The organism is Microbacterium sp. NPDC060132 (assembly GCF_042729675.1).
Lineage (GTDB): Bacteria > Actinomycetota > Actinomycetes > Actinomycetales > Microbacteriaceae > Microbacterium > Microbacterium sufflavum.
Genome location: NZ_JBHWXU010000001.1, coordinates 2,776,921 through 2,800,366, shown reverse-complemented (window position 1 = coordinate 2,800,366; position 23,446 = coordinate 2,776,921). Strand labels below are relative to the sequence as shown.

The following is a 23,446-nucleotide window of genomic DNA, read 5'->3' as shown; positions in this document are numbered from 1 at the left end:
AGCACGAAATGCTTGACGATCGGCTGAGAGTTTCGCTACGGTTGGCCTCCGGATCGCCACACGAAAGGAGGTTACCGATGATGATCACTCAGCACACCGCGAAGGCCAACGGCCGCACCGCGCCCGCGCACACCGCGCCGAACCGTGCGTACTCGGTAACCGCCGGCGACCGCCTCGGCACGATCTGCTAGAACCGTCGCCCGGGATGTGACGCCTCTCCGAGGCCATCCGTCCTGCCGGTTCCCCCGCGCCACCACCCTCTGACCCGCACCGCGGAGTCATGGATTCCCCGCCACCCTCGGCACGCGCTCTCGCATTCTCGCGTCAGCGCATCCCCGAGCGGTCGCCACCGTCCGCACCGTCTCCGGCCGGATCCTCGGCCTGCGCCGGTGCTTCCGCACCCCCTCCCATCACGCAACCTCGAAGGAATCATCGTGAACACCACGCTGTACCGCAGCACCACCCACCCGCCCGATATCGAGGACCGTGAGGTCCTCCCCCTCCCCCGCGACGACGAACGGCGACAGCTCCGTCTGACGGACCGCCTCTCCCTCCGGATCGGCCTCTGGCTGCTCCAGCGGGCTCAGCGGCCGCGGCGGCCGCGCCGAGGGCTGACCCTCGACCCGGCCGACCTGTTCCTCGTCGGAGAGCAGCGTCACCGCTCCGCAGCGGAGTCGAACGCCATGCTCATGTTCGACATGCAGCGGGGAATGCGCTGATCCGCATGACCGCATCGCACGCCGTCGACACCGCACCATCGGTCTCCTCCGCCCCGTCCGTGGGCGGAGGAGACCGTGGACGGCCCTTCGCCGTCTCCCCCGCAGCCGCCCGCCACCCCGAAGGAACCGACATGACCATCGCGGAACTGACCATCTCACCGCTGACCGTCCCCGCCGCGCTCGACGCTGACGACGCCGCCGACTTCCGCGCGTACGGCGAACTCAACCGGCAGATCTGCGACGAGCAGGTCGGTATCCCGGATCTCGCGCCGGATGCCGCGCAGATGCTCCCGGGCTGGCAAGACGACACCGACTCCCTCGACCTCGGCTTCGTCGCCCGCGACGGTGCCGACATCGTGGGCATGGTGACGGTGTCCTTCGCGCAGGAGGCGGACGCGAACGCTGCCGAGGTCGACCTGCTCGTGTCTGACGCACACTGGGGCCGAGGCATCGAAGACGCGCTCCTCGCGCGAGCCGAGAGCGAGGCACGGGCCCGCGGGCGCAGCGTGCTGCAGATCTGGAGCCTGCATCGTCCGGAGGAGACATCTCGCATGCTGGTTCCTCGGACCGGATGGGGCCGCATTCCGGCGACGCCGCTGAGCGACCTCGTCGACGCCCACGGATTCACACTGGAGCAGGTCGAGCGCAACAGTGAATTCAACCTGCGCGCGGACCCCGCTCCTCTGGAGGCCGCTCTGGCCGAGGCCACGCAGGCGGCAGGACCCGACTACCGCGTGGTGGAGTGGCTGCTGCCCACACCGCCCGAGCTCCGCTCCGGGTACGCGGCGGTGCTGGCGCGGCTGTCGACGGACGCTCCGAGCGGCGACATGGACTTCGTCGCGGAGGTCTGGGACGCCGACCGGGTGGCCCGGCGAGATGCGCGGTTGACGGGCGCCGGGCAGACGGTGTCCGTCGTCGCCGTGGAGCACGTGCCCACCGGCGACATCGTCGCGTACAACGAGCTGGTCATCGGAGCGGAGCGCACCGGCGTCACGCATCAGTTCGGCACCCTGGTGTCCAAGGACCACCGCGGGCATCGTCTGGGCATGATCGTGAAGTGCGCGAACCTGCTCCGCTGGCGTGAGCTCGTGCCGGATGCCACCGTGGTCTCCACCTTCAACGCGGAGGAGAACCGGCCGATGCTCGACATCAACGAGGCGATCGGGTTCCGCCCGGTCTCGTACGCGGGCGCGTGGCAGAAGAAGCTCTGATCCCGCGGGAGCGGAGTCATCCTCCTGGATGACTCCGCTCCCGGACGGTCATCCGGACGGCCGACGACGTGGGGGCCGCGCGCGGGAAGGCTGGAATCATGAACGCATTCGTGATCGAAGCTCACGCTCTCACCAAGACCTTCGGGGCCACGCGCGCCCTCGCCGGCATCGACCTCGCCGTGCAGCGCGGAGAAGCCGTGGCCATCATGGGCGCCTCCGGATCGGGCAAGACCACTCTGCTGCACGTGCTCGCGGGCATCACGGCCCCCGACGCCGGCAGCGTCACGTTCCACCCGTCCGCCGGCGGACCCGTCGAGGTCACCGCACTCGGGGAATCCGCGCGCTCGCGCCTGCGGCGCGAACGATTCGGCTTCGTGTTCCAGCAGGGACTCCTCATCCCCGAGCTCACCGCGGTCGAGAATGTGGCCCTGGCCTCCATGATCAACGGCGTGGCGAAGAAGGATGCCATCCCGCACGCCGCCTCCTGGCTCGCCGCGCTCGGACTGGCGGGAATGGAGGATCGACGCATCGGCGAAATCTCCGGCGGTCAGGCGCAACGTGTCGCGATCGCGCGCGCGCAGGCGACGGGGGCGGAGATCGTCTTCGCGGACGAGCCGACCGGCGCGCTCGACTCGCACACCTCCGCAGAGGTGATGGATGCACTGCTGTGGTCGACCACCGGCCAGGGACGCACGCTGGTGGTGGTCACGCACGACGCCGACGTCGCGGCACGCTGCACCCGTACGGTCGCCGTGCGTGACGGGCGCATCGTCTCCTCGGCGGTGGACGCATGAACGCCGGCGTGCTGACGCTCCTCCTGCGGCCGGCCCGCGGCGAGAACAGCGTCCTCGTGCTCCCCGTCGTCGCCTTCGGCATCGTCACCACCCTGGTCCTCACGGTGATCGGCGGTGCGCAGTCGTTCTGGCGGTGGTCCGATGACAGTGCTGCCCTCTACCAGGCACTCGCTGGCATCGCTCTCGTCCTCCTCGTCGTGCCGCTCATGTCCCTCGGTGGTGCGGCCGCCCGACTGTCAGCGCGCCGTCGCGACGAGAGGCTGTCGACACTCCGCCTGCTCGGTGTCACACCCGCGGGGGTGACGGTCGCCACCGTGGCGGAGTCGCTGCTCGTGGCAGCCGTCGGCGCCGCGATCGGGGTGGCGGGTCACCTCGCGATCAGTCCGCTCATCGGCTTGATCCCGTTCCGCGGCGCACCGCTCGGGTTCGATGCTGTGCTCCTGCCACCCGTTCCGATCCTCCTCGTGGTCGCCGTGGTGCTGCTGCTGGCCGTGGTGAGTGCCTCCATCGGTCTGCGCCGCGTGGTGATCTCGCCGCTGGGAGTGCGCACTCGCGCCGTCGTCACCAAGATGCACTGGATCCGTGCGGTGATCGCCGTGGGGGGATTGGCGATCGCCTTCGTGCTCATCAAGGCGGTTCCCGCCATCGCCGGCGGGATGATCGCCGTCATCGTGCTGTGTGGCCTCTACGCCGCGGCGCTCGCCGTGCTGAACCTGGTCGGCCCCTGGGCACTGTCGATCTGGGCACGCACGAGCCTGCGCCGGGCACAGGAGCCCGACCGCATGCTCTCGGCCCGCATCGTCCTGGATGCGCCGAAAGCTGCGTGGCGTCAGGTCGGTGGCATCGCGATGGCGAGCTTCATGGCCGTCTTCGCGGGGACCGGTGTCGCGCTCATGGCGGAGATCGACGGTCCTGGTGCATCCGGAGCCGACGCGACGCTCGCCGCCGATATCCGCACCGGACTCATCATCACCCTGATCGGATCGTTCCTCATGGTGGCGGCATCCGTGGGCGTCAATCAGGCTGCGGACGTGATCGATCAGAGAGACCTCCACCGAAGCCTGCACCAGCTGGGGATGCCGATGGAGATGATCGATCGCGCCCGCCGACGCTCCATCGTCGCCCCGGTGCTCGTGACCTCTCTCGGCTCCGCCCTCTGCGCCGCGTTCCTCGTGTTCCCCCTGCTCGGAATCGCACTGATCACGGCGCCCGTCTCGATCGCCACCATCGCCGTGGTTCTCATCACCGGGATCGGGCTGGTGTGGGCGAGCACCTGGGCGACGCGGCCGCTCCTCGGGCGAGCCTTCCAGCCGGTGTGACCTCAGCGGCGGCGCTGGCAGGTCGGGCAGAAGTGGGACGACCGGTTCATGAACGACACCCGCCGAATGGCGCCGCCGCACCGCGGACACGGCTCCCCGCCGCGGCCGTAGGCATTGAGGGAGTGGGCGAAGTACCCCGCCTGGCCGTTCACGTTGACGTACTGCGCATCGAAGCTGGTCCCGCCCTCGGCGAGGGCTTTCGCCAACACGGTGCGGACCTCGGTGAGCAGACGGTGCACGGCCGGGGTCGAGAGTCGATCGGCCGGCGTCTCGGGGTGGATACGCGCGGCCCACAGCGACTCGTCGGCATAGATGTTGCCGATACCGCTCACGACGCCCTGGTCGAGCAGCACCCGCTTGACCGCGCTGTGCCGGCGAGCGAGAGCCAGTCGGAAGGCGTCGTCGTCGAAGAACGGGTCCATCGGATCGCGCGCGATGTGCGCCACCTGCGTCGGTACGCGCGAGGGCCCGTCCTCCACCAAGGCATCGACGGCGAGGGAGCCGAACGTGCGCTGATCCGCGAATACGACCGCGAGCTCACCGTGAACGGGATGCTCGATCCCGAGGCGCACGCGTTCATGGCGCTCGGACGGAGCGTCGGGAGCCCGCAGCAGCAGCTGTCCGCTCATCCCGAGGTGCGCGATCAGCGCCGACTCCCCGTCGTCATCGAGGGGAAGCCACAGGAACTTGCCGCGACGCATCGCCGCCGTGACGGCACGTCCCTCGAGGCGCTGCACGAAGTCGGCAGCACCCGCCGTGTGCCTGGTGAGGGCGCGCTCGTCGAAGACGCTCACGGCCGTGATCGTCGCGCCGACCGCGGCCGGGGCGAGGCCCGCGCGGACGACCTCGACCTCGGGAAGCTCAGGCACGCTCGTTGAGCACGCGCCAGGCGCTGAGCGCGGCCGCCATCTCCGCGGTCTTCTTGCTGCTTCCGGTGCCGGTCATCTCGACGTCTCCGACGGCGACCGTGGCCGTGAAGCGACGGTCGTGATCCGGTCCGCTCGCCTCGACCGAGTACTGCGGCGGCGTAGCACCCACCCGGGCGGCAAGCTCCTGCAGGCTGGTCTTCGGGTCCATCGCGGCGCCGTAGCGCTCCGGGTCCGCCAGCAGAGGCTCGGTCAATCGCAGCACCAGCTCGGTCGCCGCCTCCGGCCCCGCGGAGAGGTAGGTGGCGCCGATCACGGCCTCCATGGTGTCGGCCAGGATGGAGTCCTTGTCGCGACCGCCCGTCTGCTCCTCACCGCGACCCAGCAAGAGATGACTTCCGAGGTCGATACCGCGGGCCACCTCGGCCAGGGCCACCGTCGAGACGACGCTTGCCCGCCGCTTGGCCAGTTCGCCCTCGTCGAGGTCGGGGTGCGTGGTGAACAGCATCACCGTCACCGCCTGCCCCAGCACCGAGTCGCCGAGGAACTCCAGGCGCTCGTTGTGCGGGATGCCGCCGTGCTCGTAGGCGTAAGAGCGATGGGTGAGTGCCAACTCCAGAAGCTCCGCGTCGATGTCGACGCGGAGCTTTGCTGGGAGAGGTCTCGTCCCCCCGGGGACCTCCGTCACGGTACGCGACTCAGACGTCGGCGACCTTGCGGCCCTTGTACTCCAGGAAGAGCTCGGTGCCCTGCGAGTCGGTGACGACCTTCGCCTGGTGCGGACGGCTGTAGACGACCTTGCCGTTCTCGACGGTCTTGACGAGCGCCGGAGCCTCCGCCTTCCACTGCGCGCGACGCGAGCGGGTGTTCGAACGGGAGACCTTGCGCTTCGGGGGGTTACCAGCCATGACTAGCTCTCTTCTTTCTCGGCGGCACGGCTCTCTGCCGTGCCGTCTTGGTCTGTGATCTGCTGGAGCGCACTCCATCGAGGATCGATGGGAGCGGCCTGCTCCGTCCCGGTGCTCTCGGTCAGCCTCTCGCCTGTGACCGGGTCGAGCCCGAGGCAATCCGGCTGACACACCGGCTGAAATGGAAGCGACAATACGGCCGCATCCCTGACGAGAGTTTCAAGATCCACGTGGTCGTCTTGAACCTCGAAGTCAGTTTCTTCCTCACCAGGATACGCGAAAAGCTCCTGGAACTCGACTTCGACAGGCTCGGAGATGTCGGTGAGGCAGCGGCCGCAGACGCCGACGTACTCTCCATCCGCGGAACCGGACACGAGAATGCCCTCGTGAACCGACTCCAGACGCACGTCGAGATCCAGCTCGGAGCCTGACTCGAAGGTCACGATGCCCTCCCCCCACTGCTCGGGGAGCGTCACCGTGAAGGTGTGCTCGCGCATCTCCCCCGGACGCCGGACGATGTCACGGACGGGGAGCACGAAGGGGCTGTTGAGTCGGGAACGCACCCCTCAATGCTACCGGGGTCTCCCTGCGACCGGGCCGGACGGGCGGCCTCAGAGGCCGCGCGCACCGGTGTCGAGGAACGACGCGACGGCCGGCGGAACGAACGGCGCGATGTCTCCCCCCAGCGACGCGACCTGGCGCACGAGCGAGCTCGACACCATGGCGTGCGCGGGATCGGGCAGCAGGAAGACGGTCTCGATGTCGGCCAGGTGACGGTTCACGATCGCCATCGGCGACTCGTACGCGACATCGACCTGCGAGCGGATGCCCTTCACCAGCACGCCCGCGTTCACGTCGCGCGCGTAGTCGACGAGGAGACCCATGCTCCAGGAGCCGATCACGATGTTGCCCTGCATGCCGTCCTCGGCGATCGAGCGCTCGAGCAGGGACAGCCGCTGCGCGATCGGCAGCATCGCCTCCTTGCCGGGGTTGTGCACCACCAGCACGTGCAGCTCGTCGTACAGGGCGGCCGCGCGGCGGATCACATCGAGGTGACCCAGGGTCGGCGGATCGAACGAACCCGGGACGACGGCGATCCTGCTGCTCATGCATCCAGCCTAGGGCACGGCCGAACGGCGTCAGTTCTTCGCCAGCGCCGCGCGGTCCTCGTCCGTCACGCGGCGACCGATGGCGTCGCGGAGACCGGGGTGGCGCGCGAGTTCCGGGTCGTCGGACAGGATCCCCTCCGCGAGCTCCCTCGCGCGGGTGATCAGCGCCGCATCCTTCACGACCCTGAGCAGCTTGAGCGACGAGCGCACGCCCGCCTGCGCAGCACCGAGCACGTCGCCCTCCCCCCGCAGCTCCAGATCGACCTCGGCCAGGGCGAACCCGTCCAGGGTCGCAGCGACCGCATCGACCCGCTCCCGCGCGACGGAGCCTTCCTCGGCCTCGGTAACCAGCAGGCACAACCCCGGCACGCCGCCACGACCCACACGTCCGCGCAGCTGATGGAGCTGCGACACCCCGAAGCGGTCGGCATCGAGCACGATCATGGTCGAGGCGTTGGGCACGTCGACCCCGACCTCGATCACGGTCGTCGCCAGCAGCAGATCGATGTCGCCGCGGGCGAAGGACTGCATCACCGCATCCTTCTCCTCCGACGGCATGCGCCCGTGCAGCACCGCGCGCCGGAGGCCGCCGAGCGTCGGATGCGTGGCCAGCGCCTCGTCGAGCTGCACGACGCCCCAGCGCGGCCCCTTCCCGCCCTCCGGCGCCAAAAGCTCCTGCTCGCCCGCCTCCGCCGTCTTCGCCGCCGTGTCGATCGCCGCGCATACCGCGAACACCTGTCGACCCTGCGCGATCTCCTCCGCCGCCCGCTCCCACACGCGGTTGAACCAGCCGGGATGCTCGGCCAGCGGAGCGACGTACGACTCGATGCCGGCGCGACCGGCGGGCATCGTGCGGATGACCGAGGTGTCGAGGTCGCCGAAGACCGTCATCGCGACCGTGCGCGGGATCGGCGTCGCGGTGAGGACGAGCGCGTGCGGACTGGATCCTTTCGCGCGCAGCGCCTCCCGCTGCTCCACACCGAAGCGGTGCTGCTCGTCGACAACGACGAGCCCGAGATCGGCGAACGTGGTCTTCTCCCCCAGCAGCGCGTGCGTCCCGACCACGATGAGCGACTGCCCGGAGGCGACCCGGAGCGCAGCCTTGCGCCGCTCGGCCGCGGGGAGCTGACCCGTGAGCAGCGTCGGCATCAGCAGCGGGGCGAGCTGCGGGCCCAGCATCTTCGTGATGGAGCGCAGGTGCTGGGCCGCGAGGACCTCGGTCGGGGCGATCAGGGCCGCCTGTCCCCCGCTCTCGGCCACCTGCAGCATGGCGCGCAGCGCGACGAGGGTCTTTCCCGAGCCGACCTCGCCCTGCACCAGTCGGTTCATCGGCCACGCACCGACCAGGTCATGCGCGATCTGCGCGCCCACGGTCTCCTGGTCGGGGGTCAGGGTGTACGGCAGCGCAGCGTCGAACCGTTCGAGGAGCCCACCGGGGTGAGCCGGGCGCGACGTGGCCGCCAGGGCGCGCACCGCCTGGCGCTGCTGCAGCAGCGCCGTCTGCAGGGTCAGCGCCTCGTGCATGCGGAGGGTGCGCACCGCGGGGTCGATGTCGTTGCGCGTGCGGGGGCGGTGGATGCGCTCGAGCGCCTCCCGCGCCGTGAGCAGTTCTTCGCCGCGACGGACCTCTTCGGGCAGCGGCTCAGGCACCTCGGTCAGCCCGTCCAGCACGCGGCCGACCAGGCGGGCGATCTGCCACGTCTGGATCGCCGACGTCGCCGGGTAGATGGGAATGGGCACCGCCGCCCGCGCGTCGGCCCGACGGCGCGCCGCATCCTCATCATCGAACAGCTCGTACTCGGGATGCGCGAACTGCGTGACGCCGTTGAACTCGCCCACTTTGCCGGAGAATACCCCGCGTCGGCCGACCGCGAGATCGTTCGACCGCCACTCGGCCGCACCGATGTTCTTCGCGAAGAAGGTCAAGGACATGCGGCCCACCCCGTCGCCGATCACCACGTCCACCATCGCGCCGGGTCGGTTGCGCATACGACGGAAGCTCGACGACAGCACCTCGGCGACGATCGTGACCGTCTCGCCGATCGGGAGATCGCGGATCGGCGTGAGCTCACCCGGATCCGCATAGCGCCGCGGGTAGTGGCCGAGCAGATCGCCCACGGTCTTCATGCCGAAGGCGCGACCCAGCGTCTTGGCCGACGCCGCGCCGATAGCCTCCTCCAGCGAGGATTCGAGCGTGAGCGACATGCTCCGAGTCTAGAGAACGCGACCGACACGACGTCGTCGCCCCCTGTCGTATCGTGAACGGGTGACCAGGATCATCGCAGGACGCGCGCGCGGCATCCGTCTCGAGGTTCCTGGGGCGGGGACGCGGCCCACGAGCGATCGCGTGCGGGAGTCCCTGTTCGCCGCGCTCGAGTCGCTCGAAGCGATCGACGGCGCGCGGGTCCTCGACCTGTACGCCGGCTCAGGGGCCCTCGGGCTCGAGGCGCTCAGCCGCGGAGCGTCGACCGCCGACCTGGTCGAGCGGGGTCGCCCCGCCGCGGCCGTCGTGCGCCGTAACGCGGGAGCCGTGGCCAGGGCGAGCGGCCGGCCGCCGGCACGGGTGCACGAAGCGAGCGTCCGCTCCTACCTGGCCCGCGCCACGGGGCCCTACGACCTCGTGTTCACGGACCCGCCGTACGACCTCGATGACGCCGCCATGACCGCGGACCTGATCGCCCTCGCGCCGCTCCTGAGCGACGACGCGGTGCTGATCGTCGAACGTGCCCGTCGCTCCACCCCTCCGGACGTCGAGGCGGCGGAACTGCACGTATTCCGCGAGAAGACCTATGGCGACACCGCGCTCTGGTGGTGCGAACGCGCGGGCGAGGCCGCGCCTGCGGAACAGGATCAGCCCGCCACGGAGTCCCAGTCGCGATAGGGGTCCCAGCCGCTGACGTCGACCGGGAGGTCGTCGCAGAGCAGGTTCTCGTCCGCGCGCTCCCTCACGGTGCCGATCGCCCGGAACCCCGGCGGCAGGATCCCGTCCGGGAAGCTCGCCAGCAGCGCATGATCCTCCCCGCCCGCCAGCGCCCGCTCCGGGAAGTCACCGAGCTCGGCGCGCTCCAGCGCGATCGTCACCCCCGAGGCATCCGCCATCCGCCGCGCGTCGAGCGCCAGCCCGTCGGAGACGTCCATCATCGCGGTCGCCCCGGCCGCCGCGGCCACCACGCCCAGCCCGATCGGCGGCGACGGACGCAGCTGCGCAGCCACCGCCGCGCTCTCCCCTGGTCCGAGCAGGGACGGGTCGACCGGAATCGGCGCGTCCCCGTCGCGGAAGCGCCCGAACAAGATCGCGAGCCCATGCGCGGCATGACCGAGTTCGCCGGCGACCGCGACCACGTCACCGGGTCGCGCACCCGCCCGCGTGACGGGAGGGCGCCCTTCCAGGTCACCGAGAGCGGTCACCGCCACCGTCAGCACATCGGACACCGTCAGGTCGCCGCCCACCACCGCACACCCCGGCGCCAGGGCCGCGCACGCATCGCGGAATCCGTCGGCCAGCCGTTCCACGAACGACAACCGCAGATCGCGCGGCACCGCCAGGGCCACCAGCAGCGCGGTCGGACGCGCCCCCATCGCCGCGACGTCCGCGAGGTTCACGGCCGCGGCCTTCCAGCCGAGATCATGCCCGCTGGACCACGCCAGTCGGAAGTCGGGACCGTGCACCAGCGTGTCCGTCGTCGCGACGACCGAGCCCGACGGCGCCGCGATCACGGCCGCATCATCACCCGGCCCGAGGAGCGTGTGCGCTCCCGGGGTCGTGCGGCTCAGGATCGACCGCAGGATGCGTCCCTCCGAGAGCTCTGCCAGGCGCGGGTCGTCGGCATCGGGTCGGGAGTGCATGTCGTCAAAGGTAGCCTGGATGCATGCCCCGTTCTCGTCGTCTCGCCGCCGTCGCCGGGGCGATCGCCCTCGCCGCCGTCGTCACCGGATGCTCGACCACCGTCCACCTGGAACCCGCGGACGACGCCAACGATCCGGGCTGCGCCTCCGTCTCCGTGCTGCTCCCCGACAGCGTCGACGGGTTCGACCGGGTGTGGACCGACGCGCAGGCCACGGGCGCCTGGGGCGACCCCACGATCGTGCTGCGCTGCGGCGTGGAGCCCCCCGCGCCATCGGCGCTCGTCTGCACGACGCTCGGCGGCGTCGACTGGCTGGTGCTCGATCAGGAGGAGGAGCGGCAGCGCCTCGTCACCTACGGGCGCGAGCCCGCGGTGGAGGTCATCATCCGCCGCGGCGAGCAGATCGACTTCCAATCGATCGTGAACACCCTCTCGTCGAGCATCCAGTCCGGCCTGTCGCCCGCGACCGCGCAGTGCACGGACCGCGTGGAGTTCCCCGCGGGCTGAGCGCCGCGGAGAACCCGGGTCAGCGGCGCAGACCCGCCTCCACCAGCTCCGTGATCAGGTCGCGGTAGCTCAGCCCGGAGGACACCCAGCACTTGGGGAACATCGAGATCGGCGTGAACCCGGGCATCGTGTTCAGCTCGTTCACCACGAGCTCGCCCGACGGCGTGAGGAACATGTCGACCCTGGCGAGGCCCCGGCCGTCCACCGCCTCGAACGCGCGGACCCCGGCCTCCTGCACCGCCGACACCTCCGCGTCGCTCAGCTCGGCCGGGCACACGACGTCGACCCCGTCGCCGCCGAGGTACTTGCCCTCGAAGTCGTAGAAGCCGCGCGACGTGAGGACGATCTCGCCCGGGAGCGAGGCACGGACACCCTCCGCCGCCTCCAGCACCGCGACCTCGATCTCGCGCCCGGTGATCCCCGACTCGATGAGGACCTTGTCGTCTTCCGCGAACGCCACAGCGAGAGCCGCGTCGAGCTCCTCCGGGGCGCTCACCTTCGACACCCCCACGCTCGAGCCCGCCCGTGCGGGCTTCACGAACACCGGGAGGCCCAGACCGGCCGCCTGCTCGCGTACCGACGACGGGTCGCCGTCCCACGCCGCGCGCCGCACCGTGACCCACGGCGCGACCGGGATGCCCGCGGCCTGCAGGGCGATCTTCATGAAGTGCTTGTCCATGCACAGCGCCGAATCGAGCACGCCGCCGCCCGCGTACGGCACCTCGAGCGTGTCGAAGTACCCCTGGATCGTGCCGTCCTCGCCGTGCGGTCCGTGCAGGATGGGCAGCACCACGTCGATCTCGCCGAGACCGTCGACGGCGCCGCCGGGGTGCACCACGCGGAGCGTGCGGTCGCCGCCCGGCTCCGGCCACAGGATGCGCGTGCCATTGTCGACCACCTCGGGCAGGTGCGCCGCATCGAGCGGGAACTTCGCCGGGTCGTCGTCCTCCAGCACGAAGGCGCCCTCGCGCGTGATCCCCACCGGGATCACCGCGTAGCGGTCGCGGTCAATCGCGCCGAGCACTCCCCCCGCCGTTGCGGAACTGATCGAATGCTCGCTGGAGCGCCCTCCGAAGAGCACCACCACCGTCTGCTTGTCCATGGTTGGTCCTCTCCCCCTGCGGGGTGTCGTCGTCCGTCGTGAGATGCGGGGCGATATCCCGGGGATCCATCTTGCCGTCGAGCACCATCTTCACCTGCTCGACGATCGGCATGTCGACGCCGGCCTCGCGGGCGAGCTGCAGCACGGGGGCGACCGAGGCCAGCCCCTCCGCGGTCTGCTGCATCTGCTTCACGACGTCCTGGAACGAATAGCCCTGTCCGAGCAGCCGCCCGGCCGTGTTGTTCCGGCTCAGCGGCGACTGGCACGTCGCGATCAGGTCGCCGAGCCCCGCGAGCCCCTGCAGCGTCTCCGGCTGCGCGCCGTTCGCGACCGCGAAGTCGGTCATCTCGACCAGACCACGCGTGATGATCGAGGCCTTGGTGTTCTCGCCGTAGCCGACGCCGTCGACGATGCCGATCGCGACGGCGATGAGGTTCTTCAGCACCCCGCCGAACTCGGTGCCGATCACGTCGGTGTTCACGAACGTGCGGAAGTAGCCGTTGCGCGCGGCCCGCGCCACGACCTCCGCCGTCTCCTGGCTCAGCGACGAGATGACGGCCGCGGTGGGCTGCTCGCGCGCGATCTCCAGCGCCAGGTTGGGGCCGGACGCCACCGCGATGCGCTCCGGGTCGCAGCGCAGCTCCTGCTCGATCACCTGACTCATGCGCAGACCCGTGCCCCGCTCGACCCCCTTCATGAGGCTGACGATCCGGGCATCGCCGGACGCGATCAGCGGTCGCAGCGCCTTGAGGTTCTCGCGCAGCGATTGGCTCGGCACCGACAGGTACACCTGTTCCGCCCCGTCGAGCGCCGAGGAGAGCTCGTGCGTGGCCGCCATGGTGCGCGGGAGGTTGATGCCCGGCAGGTAGCGCGAGTTGCGCTTGGCCTCGTCGATCTCGTGCGCCAGCTCGGCGCGGCGGGCCCACATCGTGACCTGCGCTCCGCCATCGGCCAGGATCTTCCCGAACGTGGTGCCCCAGCTGCCCGCGCCGATCACGGCGACCCGGGGTCCCGCTGGTGTGTTCCTCTTAGGAGTCAAGTCGACCGGTCTCCTTCTGGCCGTGGCTCGCGGGGTTCCACCGCTCCGCTGGTGCCTTCTCCTCGCGCAACTCCTCGAGCAGCGCCGTGATCGCGTTCATCAGGCGGCTCGTCGCCTCGGTCAGCGCGGCGGGCTCGGTCGCACGCCCGCGCAGATCCTCGACGTCGATCGGGTCGCCCACCAGCACGCGGACCGGCTTGCGCAGCGGCCACAGGCTCAGGCCCTTCTGATAGCGACCCATGATCTCCTGAGTACCCCACTGCGCCATCGGGATCAGCGGGATCCCGTCGGCGAGGGCGAGGCGGACCGCGCCGGACTTGCCGCGCATCGGCCACAGATCCGGGTCGCGCGTGAGCGTGCCCTCCGGGTACACGATCACGCCGCGGCCGTGCTCGACGAGCTCCGCCGACTGCGCCATGGTCTGCTTGGCCGCGGTCGCCGACGACGTCCGCGCGACCGGCACCATGCCCGTGCGACGCAGCACCCATCCGAGCACGGGGACACGGAACAGGCTCTCCTTCGCCATGAACCGCGGGGCTCGGCCGATGCGCCACACGGCGACCGCGACGATCAGCGGGTCGAACTCGGAGTAGTGGTTCGGGGCGAGCACGAACGCGCCGTCGCGCGGCAGCTTCTCACCACCGGTGACACGGATCTTGGCGAGCAGCGACACGAGCGGGATGACGATCGCCGCGAGCGGCCAGAACAGACTCGGACGCGTCTTCTCCGGCGACCGGGAAGCCATCGGGCTCACCGGAGGACGTCGAAGTCGGCGCCGAGCGCGTCGAGCTTGGCGAGGAACTTCTCGTACCCGCGGGCCAGGATGTCGACGCCCGACACCTTCGACTCGCCGGAGGCCGTGAGCGCCGCGATCACGTGGCTGTATCCGCCGCGCAGGTCGGGCACGACGATGTCGGCGCCGTGCAGCGGCGTCGGGCCGGTGATGACGGCGGCCTGCTCCAGGTCACGGCGCGGCACGCGGCGAGGGCCGTCCTGCAGCCCGCGCGGGTGCACGACGATGTCGGCGCCCATCTTCACGAGGGCCTCCGTGAAGCCCATGCGGTTCTCGTACACGGTCTCGTGCACGACCGAGCGGCCGTGCGCCTGGGTCAGCGCGACCACGAGGGGCTGCTGCCAGTCGGTCATGAAGCCGGGGTGCACGTCGGTCTCGATCACGACCGGCTTGATGTCGCCGTCGCGCCGGAACAGGATGCCGTCCTCCTGGATGTCGAACCAGCCGCCCGCCTTGCGGAACACGTTGAGGAACGTCAGCATCTCCTGCTGCTTGGCGCCGCCGACGAAGATCTCGCCGTCCGTCGCCAGAGCGGCCGACGCCCACGAGGCCGCCTCGTTGCGGTCGAAGATCGACCGGTGGTCGTAGCCGCGGAGCTTCTCGACGCCCTCGATGAGGATCACCCGGTTCGGCTCGTAGGAGATGATCGCGCCCATCTTCTGCAGCACGGCGATCAGGTCCATGATCTCGGGCTCGATCGCGGCGTTGCGCAGCTCCGTGACGCCCTCGGCGCGCACCGCCGTCAGCAGTACCTGCTCGGTCGCCCCGACGCTCGGGTACGGCAGGTGGATGTTGGCGCCGTGCAGGCGGGTGCCGCCGGTCGAGAGGCGGATGCCGCTCGGCAGCTTCTCGACGATCGCGCCGAACTTGCGCAGCGCGTCCAGGTGGAAGTCGATCGGGCGATCGCCGATGCGGCAGCCGCCGAGGTCGGGGATGAACGCCTGGCCCAGCCGGTGCAGCAGGGGCCCGCAGAACAGGATCGGGATGCGGGACGCGCCCGCGTGGGCGTCGATCTCCTCGAAGTGCGCCGACTCCACGTCGCTCGGGTCGAACACGAGCGAGCCCGGCTCATCGCCCTCCGACACCCGGACACCGTGCACCTCGAGAAGGGAGCGGACCACGGCCACATCGCTGATCGCCGGCACGTCGCGCAGGACGCTCGTCGTCTCTCCCAGGAGCGAAGCCACCATCGCCTTGGTGGCGAGGTTCTTCGCGCCCTTGACGTCGACCCGGCCACGCAGCGGTCGGCCTCCTCGGATGGCGAGGACGTCTCCGGTGAGCGCAGGGACGTCGTCGGGAAGAGCGTCGCGCACGGGTGTCGTCATTGGGGCCTCACTTCGTTCATCGGGGGCGGGGTTACCCCTGGCTCCCCCGCCCCCTCCGTCTCACTGAACGGGGAGGGTCCGCGGCCGCCACGACTCGCGACGGGCCTCGAACTGCGCGATCTTGTCTTCGTTGCGCAGCGTGAGCCCGATGTCGTCGAGCCCTTCGAGGAGCCGCCATCTAGTGTAATCGTCGATGCCGATGTCGGCCTGGATGCCGCCGACCGACGCGGTGCGCGCCTCGAGGTCGACGGTCATCTGCGCCCCGGGATTCCGCTCGATCTCGGCCCAGAACCGCTCGAGGTCGTCCTCCGAGATCGTCGCGGCGAGCAGGCCCTGCTTACCGGAGTTGCCGCGGAAGATGTCGGCGAACCGCGGGCTGAGCACGACCTTGAAGCCGAAGTCGCGCAGCGCCCACACGGCGTGCTCCCGGCTCGAGCCGGTACCGAAGTCGGGACCGGCGACGAGGATCGATGCGCCCTGGTACACGGGCTGGTTGAGCACGAACTCCGGGTCCTGCCGCCATCCGTGGAACAGCGCGTCCTCGAAGCCGGTCTTGGTGACGCGCTTGAGGAACACCGCGGGGATGATCTGGTCGGTGTCGACGTTCGACCGCTTCAGCGGAGCCGCGATGCCCGTGTGGGTCGTGAACTTCTCCATGGTCAGGCCTCTTCCGTCAGGTCGCTCGGGCTGGACAGGGTGCCGCGGATCGCCGTGGCGGCCGCCACGAGCGGAGACACCAAGTGCGTCCGGCCGCCCTTGCCCTGTCGTCCCTCGAAGTTGCGGTTCGAGGTGGACGCGCACCGCTCACCGGGGGCGAGCTGGTCGGGGTTCATCCCCAGGCACATCGAGCAGCCGGCGAAACGCCACTCGGCACCGAAGTCGGTGATGACCTTGTCGAGGCCCTCAGCCTCGGCCTCCAGCCGCACGCGCGCGGAGCCCGGCACGACCATCACGCGGACCCCGTCGGCCTTCTTCTTGCCCTGGATGATCGACGCGAAGGCGCGCAGGTCCTCGATCCGGCTGTTGGTGCAGGAACCCATGAACACGGCGTCGACCGGAACCTCCTTGAGCGGAGTGCCGGGCGTCAGAGCCATGTACTCCAGCGCGCGCTCGGCGGCAGCGCGCTCGTTCGGGTCGGCGATCTGCGCGGGGTCCGGCACCGCGGCGGAGAGGGAGCTCCCCTGTCCCGGGTTCGTACCCCACGTGACGAACGGCTCGAGCTCGTTCGCGTCGATGAAGACCTCCGCGTCGAACTCGGCACCCTCGTCGGTCGGCAGCGTGCGCCAGTACGCGACCGCGTCCTCCCAGTCCTGGCCCTTCGGTGCGTGCGGCCGCCCCTCCAGGTACGCGAAGGTCGTCTCGTCGGGCGCCACCATGCCCGCGCGGGCTCCGGCCTCGATCGACATGTTGCAGATCGTCATGCGGCCCTCCATCGAGAGGGCGCGGATCGCGCTGCCGCGGTACTCGAGCACATAGCCCTGCCCGCCGCCCGTGCCGATCTTCGCGATCACCGCGAGGATGATGTCCTTCGCCGTGACACCGGGGCGCAGCGTGCCCTCGACCGTGATGGCCATGGTCTTGAACGGCTTGAGCGGCAGGGTCTGCGTCGCCATGACGTGCTCGACCTCGCTCGTGCCGATGCCGAACGCCATCGCGCCGAACGCGCCGTGGGTCGAGGTGTGCGAGTCGCCGCACACCACCGTGATGCCGGGCATCGTCAGGCCCAGCTGCGGCCCCACCACGTGCACGATGCCCTGCTCGGCATCGCCCAGCGAGTGCAGGCGCACCCCGAATTCGGCCGCGTTGCGGCGCAGCGTCTCGATCTGCGTGCGACTGGTGAGGTCGGCGATCGGCTTGTCGATCTCCCACGTCGGGGTGTTGTGGTCCTCGGTCGCGATCGTCAGGTCGAGGCGGCGCAGTGGGCGGCCCTCGCTGCGCAGACCGTCGAAGGCCTGCGGGCTGGTGACCTCGTGCACGAGGTGCAGGTCGATGTAGATGAGGTCGGGCTGGCCGTCTTCGCCCTTCACGACGAGATGGTCGTCCCAGACCTTCTCGGCGAGGGTCCTGCGGCGTGCGGAAGGGGCTCCGGAATCGGGGCTGGTCATGGCGTGTCTCCTGTGGCTGGCGGTTCGGCCCACGATGGACTCCGCGACGAGGAGGGGCTCAGATCGAGGTCTCGCCGCGGCCGCTAAGAAGGAGCACGGTCCGCATGACGTCAGGTTACCACCGCTCGGACACGCCGCGACGCGCCGTGACACTCTGTTGCTCACCCGCCCGATCGAGAGGCCCCGCATGACCGTCGACACCGCCCGCTTCGCCACCCGTGCCGTCCACGCCGCACGCCGTCGCGAGACCGCTGCGTCGCGCGCGACCCCGATCTACCTCACGGCCGGCTTCGAGTTCGACGACTTCGACCACGCCGCCGACCACTTCGGCACGGGGACGGGATTCGGCTACACCCGCACCGGGAACCCGACGGTGCGCGCGGTCGAGCGCCAGCTCGCCTCGCTCGAGTCGGGGGCGGACGCGGTGCTCGTGGCGAGCGGTCAGGCCGCTGTGACCGCCGCGGTGCTGTCGGTCGTCGGAGCCGGCGACCACATCGTGTCGTCGACCCACATCTACGAGGGCACCCGGGGGCTCTTCCTCGACAACCTGGCCCGCCTCGGCATCGAGACCACGTTCGTCGACGACATCGCCGATCCAGACGCCTGGCGCGAGGCCATCCGTCCCACCACCCGCGCGCTGTTCGCCGAATCGCTCGCGAACGCCCGCAACGACGTGCTCGACGTCGCCGCAGTGAGCGCGATCGGCGACGAGTCCGCGATCCCGCTGATCGTGGACAACACCCTCCCCACTCCCGCCCTGCTGCGCCCGCTCGAGCACGGCGCAGCGATCGTCGTGCATTCCGCCTCCAAGTTCCTCGCCGGGCACGGCTCCGTGCTCGGCGGCGTGATCGTCGACGACGGCCGCTTCGACGCCGACCGCGCCGGACACAACGCCCCGCACCTCGTGCTCCCCGGCCGCGGCGGACTGCCGAGCGTGTACGCCCGCCACGGCGGCAACGCCCGCATCGCGTACGTGCGGGAGTCGGTCGCGCCGCGCTTCGGCGCCTCCCCCTCCCCGCTCAACGCCTTCCTCATCGGGCAGGGCACGGAGACGCTGGGGCTGCGGGTCGAGCGGCAGTCGCGCAACGCGCTCGCCGTCGCGCGCTGGCTCGCCGCGCACGACGCCGTGGAGAGCGTGGACTACGCCGGCCTCCCGACCCACCCGCACCATGCGACCGCACGACGCTACCTGGACGGCGGCTTCGGCTCGATCTTCACCGTCACGCTGCGCGGCGGCCTCCCCGCCGCGCGTCGTTTCGTGAAGGAGGTCGAGGTGTTCACGCACATGACCCACATCGGCGACGTGCGCTCGCTCGTGCTGCACCCGGGCACCACGAGCCACGCGCAGCGCACGGACGAGGAGCGCCGCGTGCTCGGCGTCGCACCGGGGACGCTGCGCCTCTCGATCGGCATCGAAGACGTCGACGACCTCGTGGCCGACCTGGCGCGCGTGCTCGAGTCGGTGCGGGAGACGGTGGCATGACCAGGCCGCAGCACTTCGGATGGTTCCTCGCCCGCGGCTTCGGCCCGCAGGGGTGGGGCTACCCGTCCCTCGACTGGGACTACGACTGGACGCGGCCCGAGGTGTACCAGGAGGCCGCCCGCACGCTCGAGCAGGCGGGCTTCGACCTCGTGATCATCGAGGACAGCCCCTCGCTCGGCTCGCCCGAGACCATCGACCTCCGGGTGCGCCACGCGTTCGGCGGCCCGAAGCACGACCCGCTGCTGCTCGCGCCGTACCTCTTCCAGGCCACGCGGCACCTCGGCGTGGTCCCCACCGTGAACCCCGCCGCATCGCTGCCGTACACGTCCGCGCGGCAGTTCGCCACGCTGCACCACCTGAGCGGCCATCGGCTCGGCCTCAACGTGGTCACCGACACCGGGAGCGCGCGGCACTTCTCCGACGCCCCGCAGCTCGGGCACGACGAGGCGTACGACCGCGCCGAGGAGTGGCTCGACGGCATCCGGTCGCTGTGGCACAGCTGGGACGACGGGGCGCTCGTCGCCGACCGCGCCACCGACGTGTACGCCGACGGCAGTCGCCTGCGACCCGTCGCGCATCGCGGCCGCCACTACGCGTTCGACGGACCGCTGAACGCCCTGCCCTTCACGGACGGGGAGCCCGCGATCGTCTCGCCCGGGGGCTCCGGACGCGGCCTGGGCTTCGCGGGAGCGAACTCCGACGTGCAGCTCGCCCTCGCCCCGCTGCACGAGAAGTCGGTGCGCGACTATCGCGCGAGAGTGCACGAGGCCGCTGTCGCGAAGGGCCGACGCCCCGAGGACATCACGATCCTGTTCGCCATCCAGCCCGTCATCACGTCGTCGAGCGAGGAGGCCGACCGCATCGTCGCCGCCTCCGCGCGCCCCGACGACGCCGCGCTGCACCAGATCGCCCGCAAGCAGTCGAGCGACCTGGAGACCGACCTCACCACGCTCGACCTCGACCGACCGCTCGACCTGTCGATCTTCGGTGCGCACGTGTCGCGCGGCAGCATCCAGCGGCTGATCGGGGACCGCGGCGAGGACGCCCCGCTGCGCGCTCACCTCACCGCTCTCGCGCGGGCGGGACGCCTCTCCGACCGGACGGGATTCGTGGGCACCGCGGACGAGTTCGCCGACCTCGTCGAGGAACTCGGCGACTGGGGCAACGACGGCGTGCTCCTGTGGGGAGACTTCCACCCCGTCACCCTGCACCGCACCCTCGACGAGCTCGTGCCGATCCTGCGCCGACGCGGGCTGCTCCGGCGCGAGTACGCCGACGGCGGGCTGCAGGCGAACCTGCGATCGTTCTGACGGGCCTCCCGGCCGCTCAGTCCCCGACGGGGGCGCTGCGCCGCTCCGCGCGCTTCTCCCGCGAGGACGCCACGAGGCTGGCCACCGTGGCGACCGTCATCGACACGAGGATGACGCCCAGGGACACCATGTTGTCGATGTCGGGCACCCACTCCACGTGCTGTCCGCCATTGATGAACGGCAGCTCGTTCACGTGCAGCGCGTGCAGGATCAGCTTGATGCCGATGAAGCCGAGGATCACGGCGATGCCGTAGTGGAGGTACCGCAGGCGGTCGAGCAGATCGCCGAGGAGGAAGTACAGCTGCCGCAGCCCCATCAGCGCGAAGATGTTCGCGGCGAACACGAGGAAGCCGTTCGTGGTGATCTCGAAGATCGCCGGGATCGAGTCGATCGCGAAGATGAGGTCGGTCACGCCGATCGTGATGAACACGATCACCATGGGCGTCCACATGCGCTTCCCGTCGACGGTCGTGCGGATCTTCGAGCCGTCGTACGTCTCGCTGATGTCGATGCGGCGACGCAGCAGTCGCACGATGAAGTTCTCGCGCTTGACCTCGTCCTCGTGGTCGCCCTCCGGCATGGCCTGGCGGATCGCGGTGTAGACCAGGAAGGCGCCGAACACGTAGAAGATCGGCGAGAAGTTCTCGATCACCGCGACGCCGACCAGGATGAACAGTCCGCGCAGGATCAGCGCGATGATGATGCCGACCATCAGCACCTGCTGCTGCAGCCGACGCGGCACGGCGAACTGCGCCATGATCAGCACGAACACGAACAGGTTGTCGACCGAGAGACTGTATTCGAGCGCCCAGCCCGTGATGAAGTCGCCCGCGTTCTGCCAGCCGCCGACGTTTCCCAGCAGCACCGCGAACAGCAGCGCGAGCCCGACGTAGAACACCACCCAGAGGGTCGACTCCTTCGTCGAGGGGATGTGCGGCCGCAGCCGGATGAGCAGGAGGTCGCCGATCAGGATGATCGTGAGCACGACCATCGAGGTGATCTCGAACCAGACGGGGATGTCCAACGGCGCACTGCACCTTTCGCGAGGGGTCGGTGATGTCCGAAAGTCTCTCCCCCGCACCGAAGTGCGTCGCGCGCCCGGAGCAGCGGTGTCGGTGCTCGTGATGACGTTACGCGCGGGTCCGGGATACTCCCTCTCGCCGGAGCCATGCTACCGGAGCATCCGACCTGCGGCGTGAGCGATCGCGTCGGGAATCCGGGTCTGAGACGATGGGCCCGATCGTGACACTCACCGGTGAGAGACACCGAACGGAAACCCGATGCCTTCCCAGACGACTGATCAGAGGTGGGCGGCCCAGGCCGCAGCCGGCGACGAGGGCGCCTTCCGCGAGCTCTACCGGGCCCATGTGCGGCCCGTGTACTGGATCGCGCAGGGCATCCTCGCCTCCCCCGCCGATGCCGAGGACGTGACCCAGGAGACGTTCGTGGTCGCGTGGCGCAAGCTCCCCGGCCTGGAGCTGCAGGGCGAGTCGATCCTGCCCTGGCTCGCGACGATCTGCCGGTTCCAGGCGGCGAACCGCCTGCGCCAGCGTCGCCGCGACCGGGCGCACACGGCGGACGCGGTCGACGAGGAGCTGGCGAGCACGGTCAGCGTGGAGGAGCAGGTCATCACGGCCGCGCTCGCCGCGCGGATCGCTGCCGAGGTGGGCACGCTGAGCGAGCTCGACCGGGAGATCTTCCGGCTGTGCGCGGCGGAGGGCTACGCCTATCAGGCCGCAGCGGAGGAGCTCGGGGTCACGCACGCCGTCGTCCGGAACCGTCTCTCGCGAGTGCGCACGCAGTTGCGCGGCGCCGTGAAGGAAGTGAGAGACGCATGAACGCACAGACTCCCGCCGAGCAGCTCCCCGAGCTGTCGGACGAGGCCATCGCCCGCATCGAGCACGCGGTGTTCGCCGAGATCGCCGAGGAGCGCGCCCCGGCGCGGCCGGCGGAGGGGAAGGCCCGTCGGCGCCGCCGCGCCTGGCTCACCGGGGGCGGGATCGCCGCCGCGTTCGTGATCGGCGTGCTCGTCACCCCGCCGATCCTGCACAGCGTCGGGGGCTCCGCGGTGTCGACGGTCGAGGGACTGAGCCTCCCGGGCGACGCGGTGACCGAGTCGTCGACCGACTCCGCGCCGGAGGGCACCACCGCGGTCCCGCCCGGTTCGGTGCCCGGCGACGGCGCGCGCTCCGACACGAGCGGCGGGATGCTGCCCGGAGTGACGCTGCCGGGGGCCGCCACGGCGGACGCCGGCCGCGACATCATCGCGACCGCGCAGGCCACGGTGCAGGTGAAGAGCATCCCCGACGCGGCGGACGCCATCGCCGCGCTGGCCGAGGAGCACGGCGGCTACGTCGAGAGCACCGAGGTGGGCAAGGCGCTCGCGGCGGACGACACTCGCGCGCCCGCGCCCGCCGACTCCGCGTACGGCTGGATCAGCATCCGCGTTCCCTCCACCGACCTCACCGCCGTGATCGCGGCGCTCGGCGACACCGGCGAGGTGCTGTCGTCCTCCACGTCGAAGCAGGATGTGACGTCGACCGCGATCGACCTGCGGGCACGCGTCGACTCGACCAGGGCGTCGGTCGACCGGCTCACGCAGCTCATGGCGCAGTCGGGCAGCGTGTCGGAGCTCATCGAGGCCGAGGTGGCTCTCACCGACCGGCAAGCGCAGCTGGAGTCGTACGAGCAGCAGCTCGCTGCCCTCGACGATCAGGTGGCGATGTCGTCGCTGCAGGTGCAGCTGACGAAGGCCACCGCGCCGAGCACGGCTGACCCCGCTGGTTTCGGCGACGGTCTCCTTGCGGGGTGGAACGGCCTCGTCGTGTCGCTGAACGCACTGGTCATCGCGGTGGGCTTCCTGCTCCCCTGGCTGGCGGTCGCCGCGGTGGTCGTGCTCGTGGTCTGGCTGATCCGTCGGTCGCGTCGCACCCGCCGGAATCGCTCCGAGGCACCGGCCGCGCGCACGGGCGACGAGGGCTGACGGCGAGAGGGACCCGACTCGCAACCCT

General features: G+C 70.5%; 24 protein-coding genes. 10 read left to right on the top strand and 14 right to left on the bottom strand.

What is annotated here, in order from left to right:
* Window positions 1-434: 434 nt before the first annotated feature.
* The 4 genes from ACFWCH_RS13510 (at window position 435) to ACFWCH_RS13495 (ending at window position 4,043) form a co-directional block, all read left to right on the top strand.
* The gene (locus ACFWCH_RS13510) at window positions 435-719 is read left to right on the top strand and encodes a hypothetical protein (RefSeq protein WP_136034554.1); all 285 of its coding nucleotides are present in this window, start codon (window positions 435-437) and stop codon (window positions 717-719) included.
* 131 nt (window positions 720-850) lie between these two features.
* A complete protein-coding gene (locus tag ACFWCH_RS13505; RefSeq protein WP_247638731.1) occupies window positions 851-1,930 on the top strand; it encodes a GNAT family N-acetyltransferase in 1,080 nt (359 codons plus the stop codon).
* Window positions 1,931-2,028: 98 nt separating this feature from the next.
* Window positions 2,029-2,724, top strand: a complete 696-nt coding sequence (locus ACFWCH_RS13500; protein ID WP_378803659.1) for an ABC transporter ATP-binding protein — start codon at window positions 2,029-2,031, stop codon at window positions 2,722-2,724.
* A complete protein-coding gene (locus tag ACFWCH_RS13495) occupies window positions 2,721-4,043 on the top strand; it encodes an FtsX-like permease family protein (protein ID WP_247638729.1) in 1,323 nt (440 codons plus the stop codon). Before ACFWCH_RS13500 ends, ACFWCH_RS13495 begins: the two co-directional genes overlap by 4 nt.
* Window positions 4,044-4,045: 2 nt before the next feature.
* On the opposite strand, the gene mutM is transcribed toward ACFWCH_RS13495, so the two are convergent.
* The 6 genes from mutM to ACFWCH_RS13465 form a co-directional block, all read right to left on the bottom strand.
* A complete protein-coding gene (mutM, locus tag ACFWCH_RS13490; protein WP_247638728.1) occupies window positions 4,046-4,912 on the bottom strand; it encodes a bifunctional DNA-formamidopyrimidine glycosylase/DNA-(apurinic or apyrimidinic site) lyase in 867 nt (288 codons plus the stop codon).
* A complete protein-coding gene (gene rnc, locus ACFWCH_RS13485; protein ID WP_136034544.1) occupies window positions 4,905-5,597 on the bottom strand; it encodes a ribonuclease III in 693 nt (230 codons plus the stop codon). The genes mutM and rnc overlap by 8 nt, the downstream gene beginning before the upstream one ends.
* Before the next feature lie 10 nt (window positions 5,598-5,607).
* The gene (gene rpmF, locus ACFWCH_RS13480; protein WP_050721097.1) at window positions 5,608-5,817 is read right to left on the bottom strand and encodes a 50S ribosomal protein L32; all 210 of its coding nucleotides are present in this window, start codon (window positions 5,815-5,817) and stop codon (window positions 5,608-5,610) included.
* A 2-nt stretch (window positions 5,818-5,819) separates the two neighbouring features.
* Window positions 5,820-6,314 (bottom strand): DUF177 domain-containing protein, encoded by a 495-nt coding sequence (locus ACFWCH_RS13475; protein WP_136034620.1) that lies wholly within the window; start codon window positions 6,312-6,314, stop codon window positions 5,820-5,822.
* Window positions 6,315-6,428: 114 nt separating this feature from the next.
* Window positions 6,429-6,926: a pantetheine-phosphate adenylyltransferase gene (coaD, locus tag ACFWCH_RS13470; RefSeq protein WP_136034542.1), complete on the bottom strand. Its 498-nt coding sequence runs from the start codon at window positions 6,924-6,926 to the stop codon at window positions 6,429-6,431.
* 30 nt (window positions 6,927-6,956) lie between these two features.
* Complete coding sequence (locus ACFWCH_RS13465) at window positions 6,957-9,131, bottom strand: ATP-dependent DNA helicase RecG (RefSeq protein WP_378803658.1); 2,175 nt, start codon at window positions 9,129-9,131, stop codon at window positions 6,957-6,959.
* 61 nt (window positions 9,132-9,192) lie between these two features.
* On the opposite strand from ACFWCH_RS13465, the gene rsmD reads away from it, so the two are divergent.
* The gene (rsmD, locus tag ACFWCH_RS13460) at window positions 9,193-9,807 is read left to right on the top strand and encodes a 16S rRNA (guanine(966)-N(2))-methyltransferase RsmD (protein WP_247638726.1); all 615 of its coding nucleotides are present in this window, start codon (window positions 9,193-9,195) and stop codon (window positions 9,805-9,807) included.
* On the opposite strand, the gene thiL is transcribed toward rsmD, so the two are convergent.
* On the bottom strand, window positions 9,777-10,772 hold the full coding sequence (thiL, locus tag ACFWCH_RS13455) for a thiamine-phosphate kinase (protein ID WP_136034536.1): 996 nt from the start codon (window positions 10,770-10,772) through the stop codon (window positions 9,777-9,779). The two genes, rsmD and thiL, sit on opposite strands and share 31 nt — an antisense overlap.
* Window positions 10,773-10,795: 23 nt before the next feature.
* Between thiL and ACFWCH_RS13450 the strand changes: the two genes are divergently transcribed.
* Window positions 10,796-11,278 (top strand): DUF3515 domain-containing protein, encoded by a 483-nt coding sequence (locus ACFWCH_RS13450; protein ID WP_206251329.1) that lies wholly within the window; start codon window positions 10,796-10,798, stop codon window positions 11,276-11,278.
* 19 nt (window positions 11,279-11,297) lie between these two features.
* Here the strand turns inward: ACFWCH_RS13450 and ACFWCH_RS13445 are convergent, their stop codons facing one another.
* The 6 genes from ACFWCH_RS13445 to leuC are packed head-to-tail and all read right to left on the bottom strand — an operon-like array spanning window position 11,298 to window position 17,642.
* Complete coding sequence (locus ACFWCH_RS13445; protein ID WP_247638725.1) at window positions 11,298-12,380, bottom strand: D-alanine--D-alanine ligase family protein; 1,083 nt, start codon at window positions 12,378-12,380, stop codon at window positions 11,298-11,300.
* Complete coding sequence (locus tag ACFWCH_RS13440) at window positions 12,286-13,419, bottom strand: NAD(P)H-dependent glycerol-3-phosphate dehydrogenase (RefSeq protein WP_136034529.1); 1,134 nt, start codon at window positions 13,417-13,419, stop codon at window positions 12,286-12,288. The genes ACFWCH_RS13445 and ACFWCH_RS13440 overlap by 95 nt, the downstream gene beginning before the upstream one ends.
* Window positions 13,409-14,164 (bottom strand): 1-acyl-sn-glycerol-3-phosphate acyltransferase, encoded by a 756-nt coding sequence (locus ACFWCH_RS13435; protein WP_136034526.1) that lies wholly within the window; start codon window positions 14,162-14,164, stop codon window positions 13,409-13,411. Before ACFWCH_RS13435 ends, ACFWCH_RS13440 begins: the two co-directional genes overlap by 11 nt.
* A 5-nt stretch (window positions 14,165-14,169) precedes the next feature.
* Window positions 14,170-15,537, bottom strand: coding sequence for a UDP-N-acetylglucosamine 1-carboxyvinyltransferase (gene murA / locus ACFWCH_RS13430; RefSeq protein ID WP_136034524.1), 1,368 nt, complete (start codon window positions 15,535-15,537; stop codon window positions 14,170-14,172).
* Window positions 15,538-15,597: 60 nt separating this feature from the next.
* A complete protein-coding gene (leuD, locus tag ACFWCH_RS13425) occupies window positions 15,598-16,194 on the bottom strand; it encodes a 3-isopropylmalate dehydratase small subunit (protein WP_136037000.1) in 597 nt (198 codons plus the stop codon).
* 2 nt (window positions 16,195-16,196) lie between these two features.
* Complete coding sequence (gene leuC / locus ACFWCH_RS13420) at window positions 16,197-17,642, bottom strand: 3-isopropylmalate dehydratase large subunit (RefSeq protein WP_247638724.1); 1,446 nt, start codon at window positions 17,640-17,642, stop codon at window positions 16,197-16,199.
* A gap of 187 nt (window positions 17,643-17,829) precedes the next feature.
* On the opposite strand from leuC, the gene ACFWCH_RS13415 reads away from it, so the two are divergent.
* Both ACFWCH_RS13415 and ACFWCH_RS13410 read left to right on the top strand, forming a co-directional pair.
* Window positions 17,830-19,125 carry an O-acetylhomoserine aminocarboxypropyltransferase/cysteine synthase family protein gene (locus ACFWCH_RS13415; RefSeq protein WP_378803657.1) on the top strand — a complete coding sequence of 432 codons (1,296 nt, stop codon included), beginning with the start codon at window positions 17,830-17,832 and terminating at the stop codon, window positions 19,123-19,125.
* Entirely contained in the window at window positions 19,122-20,435 is a 1,314-nt protein-coding gene (locus ACFWCH_RS13410; protein WP_247638723.1) for an LLM class flavin-dependent oxidoreductase, read from the top strand. The genes ACFWCH_RS13415 and ACFWCH_RS13410 overlap by 4 nt, the downstream gene beginning before the upstream one ends.
* A gap of 16 nt (window positions 20,436-20,451) precedes the next feature.
* Here the strand turns inward: ACFWCH_RS13410 and ACFWCH_RS13405 are convergent, their stop codons facing one another.
* Entirely contained in the window at window positions 20,452-21,459 is a 1,008-nt protein-coding gene (locus ACFWCH_RS13405; protein WP_136034513.1) for a TerC/Alx family metal homeostasis membrane protein, read from the bottom strand.
* Between the two features lie 256 nt (window positions 21,460-21,715).
* On the opposite strand from ACFWCH_RS13405, the gene ACFWCH_RS13400 reads away from it, so the two are divergent.
* Together ACFWCH_RS13400 and ACFWCH_RS13395 are read left to right on the top strand one after the other, a co-directional pair.
* The gene (locus tag ACFWCH_RS13400) at window positions 21,716-22,273 is read left to right on the top strand and encodes a sigma-70 family RNA polymerase sigma factor (RefSeq protein WP_241115020.1); all 558 of its coding nucleotides are present in this window, start codon (window positions 21,716-21,718) and stop codon (window positions 22,271-22,273) included.
* A complete protein-coding gene (locus ACFWCH_RS13395) occupies window positions 22,270-23,418 on the top strand; it encodes a DUF4349 domain-containing protein (protein WP_378803656.1) in 1,149 nt (382 codons plus the stop codon). Before ACFWCH_RS13400 ends, ACFWCH_RS13395 begins: the two co-directional genes overlap by 4 nt.
* Window positions 23,419-23,446 lie beyond the last annotated feature (28 nt).

Excerpts from the sequence above, each read along its gene's own strand:
- ACFWCH_RS13505 (WP_247638731.1), top strand. The coding sequence starts at position 851 with ATGACCATCGCGGAACTGACCATCTCACCGCTGACCGTCCCCGCCGCG.
- ACFWCH_RS13500 (WP_378803659.1), top strand. The coding sequence starts at position 2,029 with ATGAACGCATTCGTGATCGAAGCTCACGCTCTCACCAAGACCTTCGGG.
- ACFWCH_RS13495 (WP_247638729.1), top strand. The coding sequence starts at position 2,721 with ATGAACGCCGGCGTGCTGACGCTCCTCCTGCGGCCGGCCCGCGGCGAG.
- rpmF (WP_050721097.1), bottom strand. The coding sequence starts at position 5,817 with ATGGCTGGTAACCCCCCGAAGCGCAAGGTCTCCCGTTCGAACACCCGC.
- ACFWCH_RS13475 (WP_136034620.1), bottom strand. The coding sequence starts at position 6,314 with ATGCGCGAGCACACCTTCACGGTGACGCTCCCCGAGCAGTGGGGGGAG.
- coaD (WP_136034542.1), bottom strand. The coding sequence starts at position 6,926 with ATGAGCAGCAGGATCGCCGTCGTCCCGGGTTCGTTCGATCCGCCGACC.
- ACFWCH_RS13465 (WP_378803658.1), bottom strand. The coding sequence starts at position 9,131 with ATGTCGCTCACGCTCGAATCCTCGCTGGAGGAGGCTATCGGCGCGGCG.
- thiL (WP_136034536.1), bottom strand. The coding sequence starts at position 10,772 with ATGCACTCCCGACCCGATGCCGACGACCCGCGCCTGGCAGAGCTCTCG.
- ACFWCH_RS13450 (WP_206251329.1), top strand. The coding sequence starts at position 10,796 with ATGCCCCGTTCTCGTCGTCTCGCCGCCGTCGCCGGGGCGATCGCCCTC.
- ACFWCH_RS13445 (WP_247638725.1), bottom strand. The coding sequence starts at position 12,380 with ATGGACAAGCAGACGGTGGTGGTGCTCTTCGGAGGGCGCTCCAGCGAG.
- ACFWCH_RS13435 (WP_136034526.1), bottom strand. The coding sequence starts at position 14,164 with ATGGCTTCCCGGTCGCCGGAGAAGACGCGTCCGAGTCTGTTCTGGCCG.
- murA (WP_136034524.1), bottom strand. The coding sequence starts at position 15,537 with ATGACGACACCCGTGCGCGACGCTCTTCCCGACGACGTCCCTGCGCTC.
- leuD (WP_136037000.1), bottom strand. The coding sequence starts at position 16,194 with ATGGAGAAGTTCACGACCCACACGGGCATCGCGGCTCCGCTGAAGCGG.
- leuC (WP_247638724.1), bottom strand. The coding sequence starts at position 17,642 with ATGACCAGCCCCGATTCCGGAGCCCCTTCCGCACGCCGCAGGACCCTC.
- ACFWCH_RS13415 (WP_378803657.1), top strand. The coding sequence starts at position 17,830 with ATGACCGTCGACACCGCCCGCTTCGCCACCCGTGCCGTCCACGCCGCA.
- ACFWCH_RS13410 (WP_247638723.1), top strand. The coding sequence starts at position 19,122 with ATGACCAGGCCGCAGCACTTCGGATGGTTCCTCGCCCGCGGCTTCGGC.
- ACFWCH_RS13400 (WP_241115020.1), top strand. The coding sequence starts at position 21,716 with ATGCCTTCCCAGACGACTGATCAGAGGTGGGCGGCCCAGGCCGCAGCC.
- ACFWCH_RS13395 (WP_378803656.1), top strand. The coding sequence starts at position 22,270 with ATGAACGCACAGACTCCCGCCGAGCAGCTCCCCGAGCTGTCGGACGAG.